Source organism: Streptomyces sp. Go-475 (genome assembly GCF_003330845.1).
Taxonomy (GTDB): Bacteria; Actinomycetota; Actinomycetes; order Streptomycetales; family Streptomycetaceae; genus Streptomyces.
Genome location: NZ_CP026121.1, coordinates 7,416,925 through 7,435,762, shown reverse-complemented (window position 1 = coordinate 7,435,762; position 18,838 = coordinate 7,416,925). Strand labels below are relative to the sequence as shown.

At 72.4% G+C, this 18,838-nt stretch carries 15 protein-coding genes; 1 reads left to right on the top strand and 14 read right to left on the bottom strand.

Annotated features, from left to right (window positions below):
• Positions 1-2: 2 nt before the first annotated feature.
• From C1703_RS33800 to C1703_RS33745, 12 genes are all read right to left on the bottom strand, one after another.
• Positions 3-914 (bottom strand): TatD family hydrolase, encoded by a 912-nt coding sequence (locus C1703_RS33800; protein WP_114256402.1) that lies wholly within the window; start codon positions 912-914, stop codon positions 3-5.
• Positions 914-1,666, bottom strand: a complete 753-nt coding sequence (locus tag C1703_RS33795; protein WP_114256401.1) for an EboA domain-containing protein — start codon at positions 1,664-1,666, stop codon at positions 914-916. The genes C1703_RS33800 and C1703_RS33795 overlap by 1 nt, the downstream gene beginning before the upstream one ends.
• On the bottom strand, positions 1,663-2,673 hold the full coding sequence (locus tag C1703_RS33790) for a sugar phosphate isomerase/epimerase family protein (RefSeq protein ID WP_114256400.1): 1,011 nt from the start codon (positions 2,671-2,673) through the stop codon (positions 1,663-1,665). Before C1703_RS33790 ends, C1703_RS33795 begins: the two co-directional genes overlap by 4 nt.
• Complete coding sequence (locus C1703_RS33785; protein ID WP_232840804.1) at positions 2,670-3,578, bottom strand: SCO3242 family prenyltransferase; 909 nt, start codon at positions 3,576-3,578, stop codon at positions 2,670-2,672. The genes C1703_RS33790 and C1703_RS33785 overlap by 4 nt, the downstream gene beginning before the upstream one ends.
• Positions 3,579-3,748: 170 nt before the next feature.
• Positions 3,749-5,005: an inositol-3-phosphate synthase gene (locus C1703_RS33780; RefSeq protein ID WP_232840672.1), complete on the bottom strand. Its 1,257-nt coding sequence runs from the start codon at positions 5,003-5,005 to the stop codon at positions 3,749-3,751.
• Positions 5,006-5,090: 85 nt separating this feature from the next.
• The gene (locus C1703_RS33775) at positions 5,091-8,813 is read right to left on the bottom strand and encodes a ThuA domain-containing protein (protein WP_114256398.1); all 3,723 of its coding nucleotides are present in this window, start codon (positions 8,811-8,813) and stop codon (positions 5,091-5,093) included.
• Positions 8,814-9,074: 261 nt separating this feature from the next.
• A complete protein-coding gene (locus tag C1703_RS33770) occupies positions 9,075-10,073 on the bottom strand; it encodes a sugar phosphate isomerase/epimerase family protein (protein ID WP_114256397.1) in 999 nt (332 codons plus the stop codon).
• A 14-nt stretch (positions 10,074-10,087) separates the two neighbouring features.
• Positions 10,088-11,299 carry a Gfo/Idh/MocA family oxidoreductase gene (locus tag C1703_RS33765; protein WP_114256396.1) on the bottom strand — a complete coding sequence of 404 codons (1,212 nt, stop codon included), beginning with the start codon at positions 11,297-11,299 and terminating at the stop codon, positions 10,088-10,090.
• Positions 11,300-11,354: 55 nt separating this feature from the next.
• Positions 11,355-12,401 (bottom strand): substrate-binding domain-containing protein, encoded by a 1,047-nt coding sequence (locus tag C1703_RS33760; RefSeq protein WP_114256395.1) that lies wholly within the window; start codon positions 12,399-12,401, stop codon positions 11,355-11,357.
• A gap of 50 nt (positions 12,402-12,451) precedes the next feature.
• Positions 12,452-13,471 carry an ABC transporter permease gene (locus C1703_RS33755; RefSeq protein WP_114256394.1) on the bottom strand — a complete coding sequence of 340 codons (1,020 nt, stop codon included), beginning with the start codon at positions 13,469-13,471 and terminating at the stop codon, positions 12,452-12,454.
• Entirely contained in the window at positions 13,468-14,985 is a 1,518-nt protein-coding gene (locus tag C1703_RS33750; RefSeq protein WP_114256393.1) for a sugar ABC transporter ATP-binding protein, read from the bottom strand. Before C1703_RS33750 ends, C1703_RS33755 begins: the two co-directional genes overlap by 4 nt.
• Positions 14,986-15,085: 100 nt before the next feature.
• Complete coding sequence (locus C1703_RS33745; protein WP_114256392.1) at positions 15,086-16,267, bottom strand: ROK family transcriptional regulator; 1,182 nt, start codon at positions 16,265-16,267, stop codon at positions 15,086-15,088.
• 254 nt (positions 16,268-16,521) lie between these two features.
• Here C1703_RS33745 and C1703_RS33740 point away from each other — a divergent pair, with 254 nt between their 5' ends.
• Positions 16,522-16,962 carry a PaaI family thioesterase gene (locus C1703_RS33740; protein WP_114256391.1) on the top strand — a complete coding sequence of 147 codons (441 nt, stop codon included), beginning with the start codon at positions 16,522-16,524 and terminating at the stop codon, positions 16,960-16,962.
• 5 nt (positions 16,963-16,967) lie between these two features.
• On the opposite strand, the gene C1703_RS33735 is transcribed toward C1703_RS33740, so the two are convergent.
• Together C1703_RS33735 and C1703_RS33730 are read right to left on the bottom strand one after the other, a co-directional pair.
• Positions 16,968-17,645, bottom strand: a complete 678-nt coding sequence (locus C1703_RS33735; RefSeq protein ID WP_114256390.1) for a GntR family transcriptional regulator — start codon at positions 17,643-17,645, stop codon at positions 16,968-16,970.
• 137 nt (positions 17,646-17,782) lie between these two features.
• A complete protein-coding gene (locus C1703_RS33730) occupies positions 17,783-18,721 on the bottom strand; it encodes a beta-ketoacyl-ACP synthase III (protein ID WP_114256389.1) in 939 nt (312 codons plus the stop codon).
• Positions 18,722-18,838 lie beyond the last annotated feature (117 nt).

The window sequence follows — 18,838 nt, the reverse complement described above, 5'->3', positions numbered from 1 at the left end:
GCTCACGCCTCCGCGGCGGGGACGCGGACCGGCACGTCGGGGCCGGCGTCCGGCTCCTGCGGGTCCTTCGGGGCGCCCCGCAGGATGGAGTTGCCCTCGTGGGTGGCCTCCGTGCCGGTGACGTCCAGGTGGAGACGGCCGCTGAGGCCGTAGAAGGCGACCGGGTTGCGCCACAGCACCAGGTCGACCGTGTCCTCGTCGAAGCCCTCGGCGAGCATCAGGTCGCCGACCTTGCGGGTCTTGAGGGGGTCGCTCTTCCCCCAGTCCGCGGCGGAGTTGACCAGGACCTGCTCGGGTCCGTAGGCGCGCAGGATCGCGACCATCCGCTCCTCGTCCATCTTGGTGTCCGGATAGACGGAGAAGCCCAGCCAGCAGCCGCTGTCCCGGGCCTCCTTGACGGTGGTCTCGTTCAGGTGGTCGACCAGGACGCGTTCCACGGGCAGGGCGGACTCCCGGACGACGTCCAGGGTGCGGCGCAGGCCGGCGAGCTTGTCGCGGTGCGGGGTGTGCACGAGCGCGGGCAGGCCGTGGTCCGCGGCCAGCTGGAGCTGCGCGGCGAGGGCGGTGTCCTCGGCGGGGGTCATGGAGTCGTAGCCGATCTCGCCCACCGCCACGACGTTGTCCTTGACGAGATACCGGGGCAGTTCGTCGAGGACGGGCACGCAGCGCGGGTCGTTCGCCTCCTTGGGGTTGAGGGCGATCGTGCAGTGGTGGGCGATGCCGTGCTGGGCCGCGCGGAAGGGCTCCCAGCCGAGGAGGGAGTCGAAGTAGTCGCGGAAGGACGCGGGCGAGGTGCGCGGCTGACCGAGCCAGAAGGAGGGCTCGACGACGGCGCGGACCCCGGCGGCGTACATGGCCTCGTAGTCGTCGGTGGTGCGGGACGTCATGTGGATGTGGGGGTCGAAGATGCGCATCAGGACTCCTTGCCGTGGGGGTGGTCCGTGCCGGGGGCCGGGTTCACGGACTCGGTCAGGTCCAGGACGCGGTGCAGGTCCTCGGGGACGGGGCGGCCGGCGGCGGTGCGTTCGGCGGCGTAGTCGCCCAGCATGCGGGCGAGTTCGACATCGCCGCGGGCGCGGCCGGGCAGGTCCGCCACGTGGTCGACGGGGACACCGGTGAACAGGCACTTCAGCACGGCGTGGCGCCATGCGTGGGGGGCCAGGTGCCGGGCGGCGTAGGGGCCGACGGCGGCGGTGAGGAGCCGGGTGTCGTTGGTGCGCAGGGCGTCCTCGACGAGCGGGAGCGCGTCGGGGCCGGGGACGAGGTGGGGCAGGGCGTGCAGGACGGCCCGGCGCTCGTCGGCGGTGCCCTGGAAGTAGACCCGGGTCAGGGCGTCGGTGCCGGCGCGGGCCGCGTCGAGGATGAGCACCCGGGCGGCGTCGGCGTGGGCGGCGCCGCAGCGGCGGCCGGCCTCGGCGAGGCGCAGTTCCCACACGGAGATGGGCCCGTGGAGGCCGGGGTGCGCGGCGGCCTCGTCGAGGGCGTGCTCCAGCCAGGCGCGGGCGGCCGGATCGAGGTGGGTGCTGAGGTGGTGACGGAGGTCGGTGAGCGTGGGGAGAGGGCGGAGGGTCGTGTCAGGGGTGGTTCGGCCGGTGTCGGTTCCGGCGCTGGGAGTGTCCTGGGTGCTCTCGGTTCTCGCCGTCGGCGTGGCGCGGGGGTGGGTCATCTGGTGCTGCTCCCTTCAGAGGTGGCCGAGGGAGCGCCGTGGGGTGGCGCGGCCTGCTGGAGGGCCGGAGCGGGCTGGTGCGACGCGGTGGCCGCGGTCCGCTCGGCGTGACGGAGGAACGGGAGGGAGTGGGCGGCGAAGTGCGGGCCGGCGTGGGAGTGGCGGGGCAGTTCGACGACGGTCAGGCCCTGGTAGCCGGTGGCGGCGAGGGCCGCCAGGACCGGCGGGAAGTCGATCTCCCCGTCGCCGAAGGGGAGGTGCTCGTGGACGCCGCGCCGCATGTCCTCGATCTGGACGTGCCGCAGCCAGGGGGCGGCGTCTCGCACGCAGTCGGCGGGAGAAAGGGGTTCGAGGCACTGGCAGTGGCCGATGTCGAGGGTGAGGCCGAGAGGCCCTGGGCCGCCGAGGAGGCGGCGGAGGTGGTGGAAGTCGGCGAGGGTGGCGAGGAGGTGGCCCGGCTCCGGTTCGACGGCGAGGGGGATGTCCGCGGAGCCGGCGGCGTCCAGGACGGGGGTGAGGGTCTCGGCGAGGCGCTGCCACGCGGTGTCCGTGTCGGTGCCCTCCGGGACGATGCCGCTGAAGCAGTGGACCGCGTGGGCACCGAGGTCGGCGGCGACCCGGACGGCCCGTACGAGGAGGTCGACGCGGCGGGCCCGGTCATCGACGTCCGGGTCGAGCAGGGACGGGCCGTGCTTGCGGCGCGGGTCGAGCACATAGCGGGCGCCGGTCTCCACGGTGACGCCCAGGCCGAGGGCGTCCAGCCGCCGAGCGACCCGGCGGGTGCGGGCGGCGAGGTCGGGGGCGAGCGGGTCGAGGTGCATGTGGTCGAGGGTCAGTCCGACGCCGTCGTAACCGAGGTCGGCGAGGAGGGCGAGCGCGTCGTCGAGCCGGAGGTCGGCGAGGCCGTTGGTGCCGTAGCCGAAGCGGAGGGAGGTCGGCGCGTCGGGCCCGGCGGGCGACGCGGCCGACGCGAGGTCGGCCGACGCCGACGGCACTTCGTGGCTCATGTGACGCTCACCTTCTTCGCGAACCTCGCTCCGAGCGGGGCGAGGGCGGCGATGAGGAGTGCGCGGGCCGTGCCCCGGGAGCGCGCGGTGAGGGCGGCCTGGAGGGGGATCGTGGCGCGGATGCCGGCGCCGACGGCGCGTTGGGTGAGGGGAGGTGACGGGTTCAGGGTGGCGTGGACGTAGGGGCGGGCGGTGGTCGCGGCGTAGGCGGCCGCGCACGCCGCGGTGAGCAACTCTGCGGACGCCTGCCCGGGCTGGTGCCTGGCGGGACGGGGGTCCGTCGGCCCGTGGCCGGTGGTCCGAGAACGTCCGGTCGCCGGCCCCTCGGACCGGTGCGTGAGCAGACGGATCAGCAGGGCGGTCGTCGCGAGGGCCGCCAGCGGGGCCAGGGGGGAGCCGCCCCGTGCCTCCTGCCGGGAGACCGTCGTCACGGCGACGGTGTGGGTGCCGAGGAGGGCGGCGGAAGGCAGGGCCCGGCTGGTGCGGCCGGTGCTGGCCGCGGCTCCGAGGAGCAGGTCCAGGCCCCGGGCGGCGCCCATGGCCACGGGTCCGGCCGGGGTGTGCTTCAGACCGAGGTCGTAGGCCCAGACGGTCGCGGCCAAGGGTGCGGCCACGGTCAGGGCCGGCCGTCCGGCGCGGGCGGCCAGGGCCAGTCCGGCCGCGGTGAGCGCGCCGGCGGCCGTGAGCGCGGCGGACGGGCGGATGCGGCCGGAGGGCAGGGGGCGGTGCGGGCGTTCGACGGCGTCGACGTCGCGGTCCGCCCAGTCGTTGAGGGCCATGCCGGCCTCGTACAGGCAGAGGGAGGAACCGATGGCGAGCAGGGTGCGGGGGCCGGGACCGCCACCGGCCGCGGCCGTGCCGGCCAACGCGTCGCCGGGGACGCTGAACAGGGCGGGCAGACGCAGGAGTTCCGCCCAGGCGCGTCCGGCACGTCGGGCGCGTCCGGCACGTCGGCGGTGCGGGTGGCCGGTGACCGTTCGCCCGTCCGTCCCACAGGCGGCGGCCCCGGCGGCCGCCGTGACGGTGCCGTCGGGGCGTGAGCCGTCGGGGCGTGAGCCGGGCCTCTCGCGCAGCGTCACAGCACGTCCTCCGATGCGTCGGCCCGCTCCCCCGCTTCCACGCCCGGGCCGCCCTCCGCCCCCGGGCCGGGGCTGCTCCCCGCCCCCACGCCACCGCTGCTCCCCGTCTCCGTGCCGAGGTCGGCCTCGGCCGTCCGTCCCAGCTCACGCCCGAACCGGACCAGCGCCCCGTACTGTTCGGACAGGCCCGAGGGCCCCTCCCCCACCGGGTCCTTGAAGTAGAACCCGAGAGCGCCGAGCGGACCGGTCAGGCCCGTCTCGTGGGCGCGGGCGGTGAGGCGGGCGAGGTCGAGCACCAGGGGTGCGGCGAGGGCCGAGTCGCAGCCCTGCCAGATGGTCTGGAGGATCATGCGGGTGCCGAGGAAGCCGTCGAAGGCGATGTGGTCCCAGGCGGTCTTCCAGTCGCCGAGGGCGGGGACGTCGTCGATGTGGACCTCGCCCTCGGGGACATGGCCGAGGGTGTCGGCGAGGACGCGTTCCTTGCCGGCGTTCTTCGCCGCCGCGGCGGCCGGGTCGGCGAGGGCGGCGCCGTCTCCGCCGCCGAGCAGGTTCGTGCCGGACCAGGCCCGGACGTCGAGTGCCCGCTGGGCGAACATCGGGCCCAGCACGGCCCGCAGCAGGGTCTGCCCGGTCTTGCCGTCCCGGCCGGCGTGGGGCAGGCCGCTGTGCTGGGCCTCGCGGGCGGCGACGGGGTGGTGCATGCCCTGGGAGGGAGTGAAGTTGACGTAGGGGCAGCCCGCGCGGAGGGCCGCCAGGGCGTACAGGGTGCTGGCCGGGAGCGGGGCGCCGGGGCCCCGGGAGGCGGGTTCGGTGGAGGCGACGTTCACCACCACGGTCCGCTGCAAGGCGTGGCGGTGGGTGAAGTCGCGGATGTCGTGGGTGAAGGCCGCGATGAGGTCGGCCTCGCTCCTGGTGTCCCCCGGGGTGGGGCCGCCGGGCCGGATCTCCTCGTCGACCGCGGTGAGTTCGGCGGTGACGGCGGTGGCGACGCCCGGGGGGAGGACGCCACCCGCGGTCAGGGTCTCGGCGCGTTTGGGGAGGGGGCAGTCGACGGTGTCGTGGCCGCCGAAGACGAGGTCGGACAGGGCGGGCAGGCCGCTGTCGGCGAAGGCGGGGGTCTCGGTCACCATGCCGGTGGGCGGACGCAGTCCCGCGGCGACGGCGGCGCACCCCGTGACGACGGTGGTGGCGACGGAGCCGCGGGCTCCGATCAGCCACACCCCCACACGCGGTCGGGGAAGGGACGCGGACATGGGCAGCCTCCTGGTCGTGCGCGAACCCGGGGGGGGGAGGGGGGAGACGGCGGGCGGGGGTCCGGCGTCCCCCGCCCGCCGCCGTTCACTGGCCCTGGACGGGCAGTTCCTTGAGCTGGATGTTGCGGAAGGAGACCTGGTCGTCGGCGCCGTGGTTCTGCAGGCCGATGTAGCCGTCGGTCAGGCTCCGCTCGGGGTCCTTGTTGGTGAAGTCGTTGATCTTGACTCCGTTGAGGAACACCTGGAGGCGTTCGCCCTGGACCTTGATCTCGTAGGAGTTCCACTGGCCGGGCGGCCGCAGAACCTGGTCACGGGCCTTGATGTTGGCCGACTTGAAGGAGTAGACGGATCCCGTGGTGCGGTCCGGCGCGTCCGTGGCGTCGATCTGGATCTCGTAGCCCTTGTTGACGGCGGACCAGGGGTCGTCGGAGGCCGGGAAGCCCACGAAGATCCCGGAGTTGTCGTCGCCCTGCATCTTCCAGTCGAGCTTGAGGGAGTACGACTTCAGCTCCTTGGCCTGGTACCAGAGCAGGCCCATGCCGCCCTCGGTCTCCATCACGCCGTCCTTGACGACGAACCTGCCGGGGCCGGCCTGCTTCCAGCCGTCCAGGGTCCGGCCGTTGAAGATCTTCCGGTAGTCCTTGCCCGGCTTGCAGTCGGCCTTGACCTGGCCGGTGGCGTACTGCAGGCCGCCGAGCAGGTGGGCGCGGAAGGCCTCGTCGGCGTAGGACTCCTTGGTGTGGCCGCCGCCGGTGTAGAAGGAGCGGCCGCCGCCGTAGCTCTGGCACCAGGCGATGGGGTGGTCGCCCTTCATGGTGCCGCCCTGGTAGGTGGTCTCGTCCAGGGTGGCGAGGACCTTGGCCTGTTCGCGGGGGTTGGTGCGGTAGTTGTACCACTCGTCGGTGCGCTCCCAGGCGTCGCCCAGGTGTGCGGTGGACGGGTGGTCGTGGTCTTCGACGCGGACGGTGGCCTTCTGGATGGCCGGGTGCGAGTGGAAGTAGGCGCCGACGAGGCCGCCGTAGAACTCCCAGTCGTACTCGGTGTCGGCCGCCGCGTGGATGCCCATGTACCCGCCGCCGCCCGCCACGTAGTCCTCGAACGCCTTCTGCTGCTCGGCGTTGAGCACATCGCCGGTGGTGGACAGGAAGGCGACCGCGTCGTACTTGGCGAGGTTGGTGGTGGTGAACTGCCGGGCTTCCTCGGTGGCGTCGACCGTGATGCCGGCGGGGCCGCCGAGTTCCTTCAGCGCGGCGATGCCGGCCGGGATGGAGTCGTGGCGGAAGCCGGCGGTCTTGGAGAAGACCAGGACCTTCTTGCCGCCCGTGAACGGCTCCTTGGAGAACTCGAAGTCGTCCACGTCGAACAGCGCGCCCTCGCCGCCCTTGAAGACCAGGTAGATGTCGGTGGTCTTCTTCGGCAGCGACCGCAGCGGCACGTCGACGTTCTGGAAGGTCTCCCAGCCGCCGGTCGGCGGGATGTACGCAGAGCCGTGCAGCGGTCCCTCGGGCGAGCCGGTGCGCAGCTCGACGAAGCCGCCCGCGCCGCCGGAGGAGGCCCGTACGGTCAGCTTCTTCTGGCCGTCGAACCGGTAGGGGGTGAAGGAGATCCAGTCGCCGTCGTCGATGTCGCCGACGGTCTTGCCGCCGTGGGCGCCGGTCTTGTCGATGACGGACACGCCGGACTGGGTGGTGAAGTGCTCGCCCTGGCGGTGCAGCGGCTGCAGGACGGTGCGGGCGGTGCCGGTCAGCTCCTCCTGGCCGTTGGCTCCGCCGTCGGTGTAGCTGGCGCCGACCACGCCGTAGATGTTGGCGTTGGGGTCGTGGCCGCCGTCACCGGGCGGCGGCTTCAGGGTGCCCTCGCAGCCCATCTCGCTGGTCAGCTCGTGGGCGTGGGAGTCGTGGCCGAGGCTGTAGGTGACCTTGACCTTGGAGCAGTCGACCGTCTCCTCGGGGTCGGTGACCTTCACCTTGAACGGGACGGGCCGGCCGAAGGCGGCCAGGGTGCCGTTGGCCGGGGTCTCGATCGTCACCTTCGGTTCGGTGTTGCCGACGACGATCCGGAGGCTGGCGTTGCCGGTGTTGCCCTCGGGGTCCTTGGCGGTGAAGGTGGCGCTGTAGGTGCCGACCTTCTTGTACCGGTGGGTGGGGGTGAGGCCCTCGCCCTTGGTGCCGTCGCCGAAGTCCCAGCTGTAGGTGAGGTTCGTGGAGTCGGCGTCCTTGGCGGAGGCGGTGAACTTGACCTTCAGGCCGGCCGCGCCGGAGGTCTTGTCGGCGCTCACCTCGGCGATCGGCGAGAAGCCGTCCTCGGCGTTCTCGATCCGGTACAGGGCGGAGTGCTCGTCGCCCTGGAACCAGGAGACGCCGTAGTCGAGGACGTAGAGCGCGCCGTCGGGGCCGAACTCCATGTCCATGATCTGGGTGCCGGTCCACGGGAAGTCGTTGATCTTCGCGACGGAGCCGTCGTCGTTCTGCTCGATCCGCTTGATCCAGCGGCGGCCGAACTCACCGGCGAAGAAGTCGCCGTCGTAGGCCTCGGGGAACTTCACGCTGGAGTCGAGGTCGGGGTCGTAGCGGTAGACCGGGCCGGCCATCGGGGACTCGGAGCCGTCGCCGAACTCGGGCAGGGAGCCGCCGTCGTACGGGATCCAGGCGGCCTGCGCGGGCGGCAGGTCGACCAGACCCGTGTTGTGCGGGGAGGTGTTCTTCGGGGCGGCGCAGTCGAACGTCTCGCCGGACTCCTTGGTGGCGAAGTCGTAGTCGACGTAGGGGTCGTTGTCGCCGGTGCAGAAGGGCCAGCCGAAGTTGGCCGGCTTGGTCACCTTGGCGAACTCGACCTGTCCCGCCGGGCCGCGCTTGGGGTCGGCGGCGCCCGCGTCGGGGCCGTAGTCGCCGACGTAGACGATGCCGGTCTTGTCGTCGACGCTCATCCGGAACGGGTTGCGGAAGCCCATCGCGTAGATCTCGGGGCGGGTCTTCTCGGTGCCCGGGGCGAAGAGGTTGCCCTCCGGGATGGTGTACGAGCCGTCCGCGGCGACCTTGATGCGCAGGATCTTGCCGCGCAGGTCGTTGGTGTTGGCGGAGCTGCGGCGGGCGTCGAAGGCCGGGTTGCGGCCCGGCCGGTCGTCGATCGGCGTGTAGCCGTCGGAGGCGAAGGGGTTGGTGTCGTCGCCGGTCGACAGGTAGAGGTTGCCGTCGGCGTCGAAGTCGATGTCGCCGCCGACGTGGCAGCAGGTGCCGCGGGAGGCCGCGACGTCGATGACCTTCTTCTCGCTGGCCAGGTTCAGCGTGCCGTTGGCGTTCAGGGTGAAGCGGGAGAGGCGGTTGACGCCGTCGAACTTCTTGAAGTCCTCGGCGGTGCCGGTCTCCGGAGCGTCGCCGACCGGGGTGTCGAGCGGCGGGGCGTAGTACAGGTAGATCGCCCGGTTGTTCTTGAAGTCCGGGTCGACGCCGACGCCCTGGAGGCCTTCCTCGTCGTGGGTGTAGACGGGGATCCTGCCGGCGACCTTGGTGACGCCGCCCTGGTCGGTGAGGCGCAGCGTGCCGTCGCGCGAGGTGTGCAGGACGCTGCGGTCCGGGAGCACGGCGAGCGACATCGGCTCGCCCGTCTCGGGTTCGCCCTTGGCGAGCGGCACCTGCTGGAACTGGCCCTCGGCGGCCGCCGGTTCGTCGTGCTCCGCGTGACCGGGGTGGGCGCCCGCGACGGTGGCGGGGGTGCCCACGGCCAGGAGCAGGCCGGTGAACAGGGCGACGGTGGTGCGCAGTTTGGGGCGTCTGGAGGTGCGGGTGCTTCTGAGGCTGGTTCTCTGCACGAAGTCCCTCCGGGAACGGGTGGGCCGTACGGGTGGGTACGAAGACGTGCGGTGCGGGCGCCGGGGTGCGCCGTCACCCCGGAGGTGTGTGTGTCCTGAACACATCAAGGAAGGTAACCGGGTCCGTCCGGGGCGAACACCCCTTGAGAGCGACTCGGTGGAACTTTCTCCCGCCCCAGGACAAAGCGGGATCCGGGCAGGTCGGAAGGGGGATCGGCGATGGTGCCGGTCCCCGCTCCCGACCAGCGCCGGGCGCGCTGTTCAGCTGTTGAACGCGGCGTCGAACGACGCGCTGGGCGGCTCGAAGTCGAAGGCCTTGAGGCGGGCCAGCGCCTCGGGCGCCCCCTGGACCCGGTCCATGCCGGCGTCCTCCCACTCGACCGAGATGGGGCCCTGGTAGTCGATGGAGCGCAGCATCCGGAAGACGTCCTCCCAGGGGACGTCGCCGTGCCCGGCGGAGACGAAGTCCCAGCCGCGCCGCGGGTCGCCCCAGGGCAGGTGGGAACCGAGCCGGCCGTTGCGTCCGTCGAGGCGCTTGCGGGCCTCCTTGCAGTCGACGTGGTAGATGCGGTCGCGGAAGTCCCACAGGAAACCGACCGGGTCGAGGTCCTGCCACACGAAGTGCGAGGGGTCGAAGTTGAGGCCGAAGGCGGGGCGCCGGTCGACGGCTTCGAGGGCCCGCTGGGTCGTCCAGTAGTCGTAGGCGATCTCGCTGGGGTGGACCTCGTGCGCGAACCGCACGCCCTCCGCGTCGAAGACGTCGAGGATCGGGTTCCAGCGGTCGGCGAAGTCCTGGTAGCCGCGTTCGATCATCGCGTCGGGGGCGGGCGGGAACATGGCGACGAGGTGCCAGATGGCGGAGCCGGTGAAGCCGATGACGGTGTCGACGCCGAAGGCGGCCGCGGCCCGCGCGGTGTCCTTCATGCGTTCGGCGGCCCGCTGCCGGACCCCTTCGGGGTCGCCGTCGCCCCAGATCGCCCCGGGGAGGATCGCCTGGTGGCGTTCGTCGATGATGGCGTCGCAGACGGCCTGGCCGACCAGGTGGTTGGAGATCGCCCAGCACTTCAGGCCGTACTTGTCGAGGAGCTGGTGCCTGGAGTCCACGTAGGAGGGATCGCTCAGCGCCTTGTCGACCTCGAAGTGGTCGCCCCAGCAGGCGAGTTCGAGGCCGTCGTAGCCGAAGTCGCGGGCCAGGCGGCAGACCTCCTCCAGCGGCAGGTCCGCCCACTGGCCGGTGAAGAGCGTGAAGGTGCGCGGCATGGAAAGGGGCCTCCTCAGACCGCGATCGGGGTGTAGACGGAGTTCTTCTCGGCGCTCTCCTCCACGGCGGCGAGCACGCGCTGCACCTGGAGCCCGTCCGTGAAGGAGGGTTCGGGGCGGCGGCCCTCGGCGATGGCGTGGACGAGGTCGCGGGCCTGGTGGACGAAGGTGTGCTCGTAGCCGAGGCCGTGGCCCGGCGGCCACCAGGCCTCCAGGTAGGGGTGGTCGGGTTCGGTGACGAGGATGCGGCGGAAGCCGGCTTCCGCGCCCGGCTGGGTGCCGTCGTGGAAGGACAGCTCGTTGAGCCGCTCCAGGTCGAAGGCGAGCGAGCCGCGCTCGCCGTTGAGTTCGATGCGCAGGGCGTTCTTGCGGCCGGTGGCGTAGCGGGTGGCCTCGAAGGAGGCGATGGCACCGGAGGGGAAGCGGGCCGTGAACAGGGCCGCGTCGTCCACGGTGACCTCGCCGGTGCCGGTGGCCGAGACGGCGGACAGGCCGCTGGTGGCGCCGGTGGGCAGCGGCCGCTCGCGGACGAAGGTCTCCGTCAGCGCGGAGACGCCGGCCAGCGGCTCCCCCACGAGGTACTGCGCGAGGTCGATGATGTGCGCGCCCAGGTCGCCGAGCGAGCCCGAGCCGGCCTGCTCCTTGCGCAGCCGCCAGGTCAGCGGGAACCCGGGGTCCACGAGCCAGTCCTGGAGGTACGTCACGCGCACGTGCCGCAGCCTGCCCAGCCGGCCCTCGGCGACCATCCGGCGGGCCTGGGCGGTGGCCGGCACCCGGCGGTAGTTGAAGCCGACCATCGCCACCTGCCCGCGCCCGTAGGCCTCCTCGGCAGCCCGGGCCATCGAGGTGGCCTCCTCGACGGTGTTGGCGAGCGGCTTCTCGCACAGCACGTGCTTGCCGGCGGCCAGGGCTGCGAGGGCGATCTCGGCGTGGCTGTCGCCGGGGGTGCAGATGTCGACGAGGTCGATGTCGTCGCGTTCGACGAGGGTCCGCCAGTCGGTCTCGACGGACGCCCAGCCGTGCCGGTCGGCGGCCGCCTGGGCGGCGGAGCGGTCCCGGCCGCAGATCACGGCCTGCACCGGGTCCAGCGGCAGGTCGAAGACGCGGCCCGCGGTGCGCCAGCCCTGGGAGTGGGCGGCGCCCATGAAGGCGTAGCCCACCATCCCCACGCGCAGGGGTGGCTTGCCTGCCTCGGTCCCATCTGACGGCGCTTGCGGCTGTCCCATACGGGTGTCCTCCTCGTCCTGGTCGGGGTGGCGCACGTGGGGGGTGCGGGATGGATCACTTGAAGCCGGTGGGCATGTACTGGTCGACGTTGGTCTTGTCGACGACGGCCGAGTAGAGCGTGATGGAGGCGGGGATCTCGAACTCGGCCATGCCGCCGATGCCCTTGCCCTGCCCCAGGGCGCGGGCGAGGTCGATCGCGGAGGCGGCCATGGTCGGCGGGTAGAGCACCGTCGCCTTGAGGACGCCGTCGTCCTGCTTGATGGCCTGGAAGGCCGACAGGGCGCCCGCGCCGCCGACCATCAGGAAGTCGTCGCGCCCGGCCTGCTCGATGGCGCGCAGCGCGCCGACGCCCTGGTCGTCGTCGTGGTTCCACAGCGCGTCGAACTTCGACTGGGCCTGGAGCAGCTGGGCCATCTTGGCCTGCCCGGACTCGACGGTGAACTCGGCGGCCTGGCGGGCGACCTTCTTGATGTTGGGGTAGTTCTTCAGGGCGTCGTCGAAGCCCTGGGTGCGCTGCTTGGTGAGCTCCAGGTTGTCGAGGCCGGCGAGTTCGATGACGCGGGCGTTCGCCTTCCCCTTGAGCTTCTCGCCGATGTAGTGCCCGGCGTTGAGGCCCATGCCGTAGTTGTCGCCGCCGATCCAGCAGCGGTAGGCCTGCGGGGTGTTGAAGATCCGGTCGAGGTTGACGACCGGGATGCCCGCGCGCATCGCCTTCAGGCCGACCTGGGTGAGGGCCTTGCCGTCGGCGGGGAGTACGACCAGGACGTCGACCTTCTTGTTGATGAGGGTCTCGATCTGGCCGATCTGCTGGGCGGTGTCGTTGGAGCCCTCGGTGATCTCCAGGGTGACGTCGGAGTACTTCTCGGCGCGGCTCTTGGCGTTGTCGTTGATGGCGTTGAGCCAGCCGTGGTCGGCCTGCGGTCCGGCGAAGCCGATGGTGACCTGCTTGCCGGGCTTGTCGTCGGCGGCCGGCTGGTTGTTCCCGGCCGGCTCGTCCTTCGACTCGGACGGCTCGTTGCTGGTGCACCCCGTGATGAGGGCGCCCGCGGAGACGGCGGCGGCCCCGAAGAGCAGTCCTCTGCGGCTCGTGATCTCTGGCATGGCGGGGAAACCCTTTCCTCAGGTCGTGCTTGGCGGGAGCGGTACGACCCTCAGGTCGTGCTCGCGGTACGGCGCTGGACCAGCACGGCGGCGACGATGATCGCTCCCTTGGCGATCTGCTGGACGTCGCTCTGCAGGTTGTTCAGGGCGAAGATGTTGGTGATCGTGGTGAAGATCAGGACGCCGAGGACGGAGCCGGTGATGGTGCCGCGGCCGCCGGTGAGGAGGGTGCCGCCGATGATGGCGGCGGCGATGGCGTCGAGTTCGTAGAGGTTGCCGTTGGTGTTCTGCCCGGAGCCGGACAGGACGATCAGCAGGAAGGCGGCGATGCCGCAGCACAGCCCGGACAGCAGGTAGAGGTAGAGCCGCTGGCGGCGGACGTCGATGCCGGCCAGCCGGGCGGCCTCCGGGTTGCCGCCGACGGCGACGGTGCGGCGGCCGAAGGTGGTGCGGTTGAGGACCAGCCAGCCGATGACCGTGACGACGGCGAACACCATGACCAGCGGCGGGACGCCGAGCACGTAGGCGTCGCGCTCCCCCAGGTCGAGCACGGACGGCACGGTGACGATCTGCGTCTTGCCGTCGGTGATCTGCAGGGCGAGGCCGCGGGCGGAGGCGAGCATGGCGAGGGTGGCGATGAACGGCACCATCGCTCCGTAGGCGATGAGCACACCGTTGACCAGGCCGCAGCCGACTCCGACGACGACCGCCGTGAAGAGGATCCCGGCGAAGCCGTACTCCTGCGTGGCGACGGTGGTGGCCCACACCGAGGCGAGGGCGACGATCGCGCCGACCGACAGGTCGATGCCGCCGGAGACGATGACGAAGGTCATGCCGACGGTGACGACGCCGATGACGGACGCCTGGGTGAGGACGAGTTGCAGGTTGCGGGTGTCGAGGAACTCGTCGGGTTTGGTGATGCCGCCGATGAGGACCAGCGCGGCGAGCACACCGAGCAGGGAGAGGGTGCGGACGTCGGCGCGGACCAGTACCGCGCGCCAGGCCGGGGGCTGCGCCTGGGGCACCTTGTCGGTGCTGCTGTCCCGGGGCGGGGAGACGGGCTGCGTCATGACGCCGGGCTTCCTTCCATGACCAGGTCGAGTACGCGGTGTTCGTCGAGTTCGCGCGCGGGTGCCGTGTGGACGACCCGGCCCTCGCGCAGCACCAGGACGCGGTCGGCGAGACCGAGCACCTCGGGCACCTCGCTGGAGACCAGCAGCACCGCGAGGCCCTCGTCGGCGAGGCGGCGGATGACCGCGTAGAGCTCGGCGCGGGCGCCCACGTCGACGCCGCGGGTGGGTTCGTCGAGCAGCAGCACCTTGCAGCCGCGCAGCAGCCAGCGGGCGAGGACGGCCTTCTGCTGGTTGCCGCCGGACAGGGTGCGCACCGGCACCGACGGGTTGTCGGGCCTGAGCGACAGCTCGCGGGTGGCGGCCCGGGCGGCACCGAGTTCGGCGCCCCGGTCGATCCAGCCGCCGCGCGAGAAGCGGGACATGGAGGAGACCGACACGTTGCGGGTGACGGACTCCAGCATCAGCAGGGCCTGCGCCTTGCGTTCCTCGGGGGCGAGCCCGAGCCCGGCCCTCACGGCGGCCCGGACGCTGCCGGGCTTCAAGGGCCCGCCGTCGACCAGCACCTGACCGGTCGTCGGTTTCCGTGCGCCGTAGACGGTCTCCAGGATCTCGGAGCGGCCCGAGCCGACGAGTCCGGCGAGGCCGACGATCTCACCCGGTCGCACCTCCAGGTCGAGCGTCTCGAACTCGCCCTGGCGGGACAGTCCTCGGACCTTCAGCACGGGCTCCCCGGACGGCGGGGCGACGGGCCGGTCGGGGAAGACGTACTCGACGTTGCGGCCGGTCATCAGGGCGACGACCTCGCGGGTCGGGGTCGACTTCGCCGGGAGCCCGTTCGCCACGGCCCGGCCGTCCTTCAGCACGGTGACCCGGTCGCCGATGCGGCGGATCTCCTCCAGGCGGTGCGAGATGTAGACGACGGCGACTCCGGCGGCGGTCAGGTCGCCGACGATGCGGAAGAGGTTGTCGACCTCGTCCGGGTCGAGGGCGGCGGACGGCTCGTCCATCACGATGAGCCGCACGTCGTGCGAGAGGGCCCGGGCCATCGACACGATCTGCTGCTGCGCCGCCGACAGCTCGCCGACGAGCCGGCCCGGGTCGATCTCGGCGTGGCCGAGCCGCTTGAGCAGGGCGGCCGTCGACTCCTTCGCCGCCTTGCCCCGGACGACGAAGCCGGCGGCGGTCGGCTCGTGTCCGAGGTGGACGTTCTCGGCGACCGACAGGTGCTCCACCAGGTCGAGTTCCTGGTAGATGGTCGCGATGCCGAGGCGCATGGCGGAGATCGGCGAGCGGAGGGTGACGTCCTCGCCGCGCCAGCGCAGACGGCCGGTGTCGGGCTGGTGGGCACCGGCCAGGACCTTGATGAGGGTCGACTTGCCGGCGCCGTTCTGGCCGAGCAGGCAGTGCACCTCGCCGGCCACGACGTCGAGGTCGACGCCGTCGAGGGCCCGGACTCCGGGGAACGACTTGGTGATGCCGGACATGCTGAGCAGCGGTGGTTCTGGTGCCATGAGGTCCCCTTGGCGGGCGTGCGGGCCGGTTCAGGGCAGGGCAGAGCAGGGCTGGGTACCGAGAGCGTGGTGCTGGCGTACTGACGTACTGAACGTGCGCTTACGCGGGTGAGAACAGGTGGTCGCTGATGAGCCGGGCCGCGCCGGTGACGCCGGCGGCGGGTCCGAGTTCGCCCAGGACGATGGGCAGGTTGCCGGTCGCGAGCGGCAGGGACTGGCGGTAGACCTGGGTGCGGATCGCGGCGAGCAGGGTGTGGCCGAGGCCGGTCACCCCGCCGCCGATCACCACCAGGCCCGGGTTGAAGAAGCTGACCAGGCCGGCGATGACCTGGCCGGTGCGGTTGCCGCCCTGGCGGATCAGCTCCAGCGCGGTGGCGTCGCCCGCGGCGGCCGCGGCGGCGACGTCGACGGCGGTGAGGCCGCCGTTCGTCTCCAGCCGCGAGGCCAGTTCGGCCGAGAGGCCCTGCTGGGCGGCCTCCAGGGCGTCGCGGGCGAGGGCCGCCCCGCTGAAGTGGGCCTCCAGGCAGCCCCGGTTGCCGCAGGCGCAGGGACGGCCGTCGGGCACGGCCTGGATGTGCCCGATGTCGCCGGCGCTGCCCGTCGTACCGCGGTAGACCTCACCGCCGACGACGATGCCGCAGCCGATGCCCGTGCCGATCTTGACGCAGAGGAAGTCGGCGACGGTGCGGGCGACGCCCGCGTGCTGCTCCCCCATCGCCATCAGGTTCACGTCGTTGTCGACCATGACCGGGCAGCCGAGTTCCTGGCTGAGCGCCTCCCGCACGGGGAAGCCGTCCCAGCCGGGCATGATCGGTGGCGCGACCGGGATGCCCTCGGGGAAGCGGACCGGCCCGGGGACGCCGATGCCGGCGCCGTCGAACCCCTCCGCGAGCCCGGAGGCCCTCAGCTTCGCCGCCATGGCCAGGACCTGCTCGAAGACCGCGACCGGTCCCTCGCGCACGTCCATGGGGTGGTTGATGTGCCCGAGGGTCTCCAGCTCGGCGTTGGTGACGGCGACGTCGACCGAGGTCGCGCCGATGTCGACGCCGAGGAACCGGAGCTCGGGGTTGAGCCGGATGTTGTGGCTGCGGCGGCCACCGCGCGAGGCGGCGAGACCGTCGGCCACGACCAGCCCCGTCTCCAGCAGCCGGTCCACCTCCACGGCGAGCTTGGACCGCGACAGGTCGACCTGGTCGCCCAGCTGGGCGCGGGAGTGGGGGCCGCCGTCGCGCAACAGCTTGAGCAGTCGGGCCTGATGGGCGTTTCCGGGTCGTGCGGTCATACGTCTCACGAGCCCCTCCCCGCCTCGATCGGCCTGTGCGCGCCGGTTTTCCGCCACAGCGGTGGCTTGCTTTCGGAGGGAACGTAGCAGCGGCTGCCGAGGGTGGGAAGAAGTCGCGCAGGAATTGCCCCCCACTTTTTCCACTCACAGGACAAAGGCGAGGGGTGCGGTCCTTACCTCGCAGGTAATCGACCGGGGGTGCGGGCCCGGGTCAGGCTGGCCCTCGTCCTGGTCGCCCTGTCGGGAGGTCCCGTATGTCCGACGCCCCTGCCCTGGAAGACCTGTCGCGGGCGGTGCCCTTCGCCGGTGCGCTGGGCATCGCTCTGGAGGAGGCCGCCCCCGCCCGGGTCGGGGCCGCGCTCGCCTGGGCCCCGGAGTTGTGCACGGTGGGTGGCGTCCTGCACGGCGGCGCGCTGATGGCACTGTCCGACACGGCCGGCGCGGTGTGCGCGTTCCTCAATCTGCCGCCGGGCGCGAGCACCTCGACGGTCGAGTCGAAGACGAACTTCTTCCGCGCCGTGCGGTCGGGCACCGTCCGCGCCGAGGCGCACCCCGTACACGTGGGCCGCTCCTTCATCGCGGTCCGGACGGACCTGCGCGACGAGAGCGGCGCCCTGGTGGGCCAGACGACACAGACCCAGGCGGTGCTGACGGGCGCGGGCCGCACCGACGCCGGTGCGGCCCGCGCCCGGTGAGGGCCTCAGGAGCGGGCGCGCGCGTGGTACGACCGTCGTGTGTGCTCGGTGTGTTCACGCATCAGCTGGGTCGCCCGCTGCTCGTCCCGGGCGGCGACCGCCGCGATGAGTTCGCGGTGTTCGATCCAGGACTGGTGGCCGCGCTGGCGGGCCACCGGCGTGTAGTACCAGCGCACGCGCCGGTCGACCTGGGCGGCCAGTTCGGCGAGGACGGCGTTGCCCGCCAGCTCCATGATCTTGGCGTGGAAGCGGGCGTTCATGGCGACGGCCCCGTCCACGTCGTCGGCCTCGACGGCCTGCTCGCCCTCCGCGCACAGCGCCTCCAGGGCGGCGATGCCCGCGCTGTCGGCGCCCGCCGCCGCGAGCCGGGCCGCCTCGGCCTCCAGCAGCGTACGGACCGTGAGGAGCTGGTCGGCCTCCTCCTCCGTCGGCTCGTGCACGAACGCGCCCTGGGCGGGCCGCAGATCGACCCACCCCTCGGTGTTGAGCCGCTGCAGCGCCTCGCGCACCGGCTGCCGGGAGACGCCGAGATGTCCGGCGAGTTCGCTCTCGACGAGGTGCTGGCCGGGCTGGAGCGCACGGGTGGTGATGAGTTCGAGCAGTGCCTCGTACACACGGTCGCGCAGCGGACCCGGGCGTTCCAGCTTGGGTACCGCCCCCTGGGGCAGGCCTGTCGACAGCATCGCGGTCCCCCTCCTCGGCAGGGCCCTGCACAGCGCGGCGGAATCCGGTGTCGCCGCAGAGTCAGTATCGATTGTCTTTCGTCTACAGTCTACGGCTCACAGGGGCCAGGGCTTCGGGGAGTTGACCGCGTCACACGTCAGGGGCAGCGGACGACCTGCCCGGCGTAGGAGAGGTTCCCGCCGAACCCGAACAGCAGGACCGGGTCACCCGTCGAGACCTCGCCCCGCTCGACCAGCTTGGAGAGGGCGAGCGGGATGCTCGCGGCCGAGGTGTTGCCGGACTCGGTGACGTCGCGCGCGACGACGGCGTTCACGGCGCCGATCTTCTCGGCGAGGGGTTCGATGATGCGCAGGTTCGCCTGGTGCAGCACGACCCCGGCGAGGTCCGCGGGCTCCAGTCCGGCCCGCTCGCACGCCCGGCGCGCGATGGGCGGCAGCTGTGTGGTCGCCCAGCGGTAGACGCTCTGCCCCTCCTGGGCGAAGCGCGGCGGCGTGCCCTCGATCCGCACGGCGTTGCCCATCTCGGGCACGGACCCCCACAGCACCGGCCCGATGGCGGGCTCGGCGGCGGCCTCGACCACCGCGGCTCCGGCCCCGTCGCCGACGAGCACGCACGTGGTGCGGTCGCTCCAGTCGGTCACCTCGGACATCTTGTCGGCGCCGATGACCAGCACCCGGCTCGCGCCCCCCGCGCGGACGGCGTGGTCGGCGGTGGCCAGGGCGTGGGTGAAGCCGGCGCACACGACGTTGAGGTCCATGGTGGCGGCCTGCGGGATGCCGAGGCGGGCCGCGACCCGGGCGGCCGTGTTGGGCGAGCGGTCGACGGCGGTGGAGGTGGCGACCAGCACCAGGTCGATGTCGGCCGGGGCCAGTCCGGCCCCCGCGAGGGCCTTGGCGGCGGCGTGCGCCGCGAGTTCGTCGACCGGTTCGTCGGGGCCCGCGATGTGGCGGGTACGGATCCCCACCCGGCTCCTGATCCACTCGTCACTGGTGTCCACCAGGCCCGCCAGGTCCTCGTTGGTGAGCACCTTGGCGGGCTGGTAGTGGCCGACGGCGGCGATGCGCGAGCCGTTCATGTGGGCGGGTCCCCCTCGTTGCCTTGGGTAGCGGATCCACCAGTCTGATCAGTGACTCGCGGGTACGACGGCAGCCAAGGCGACAGGAAACGGGCGCCCGCGTTGTCAGCTTCCGTC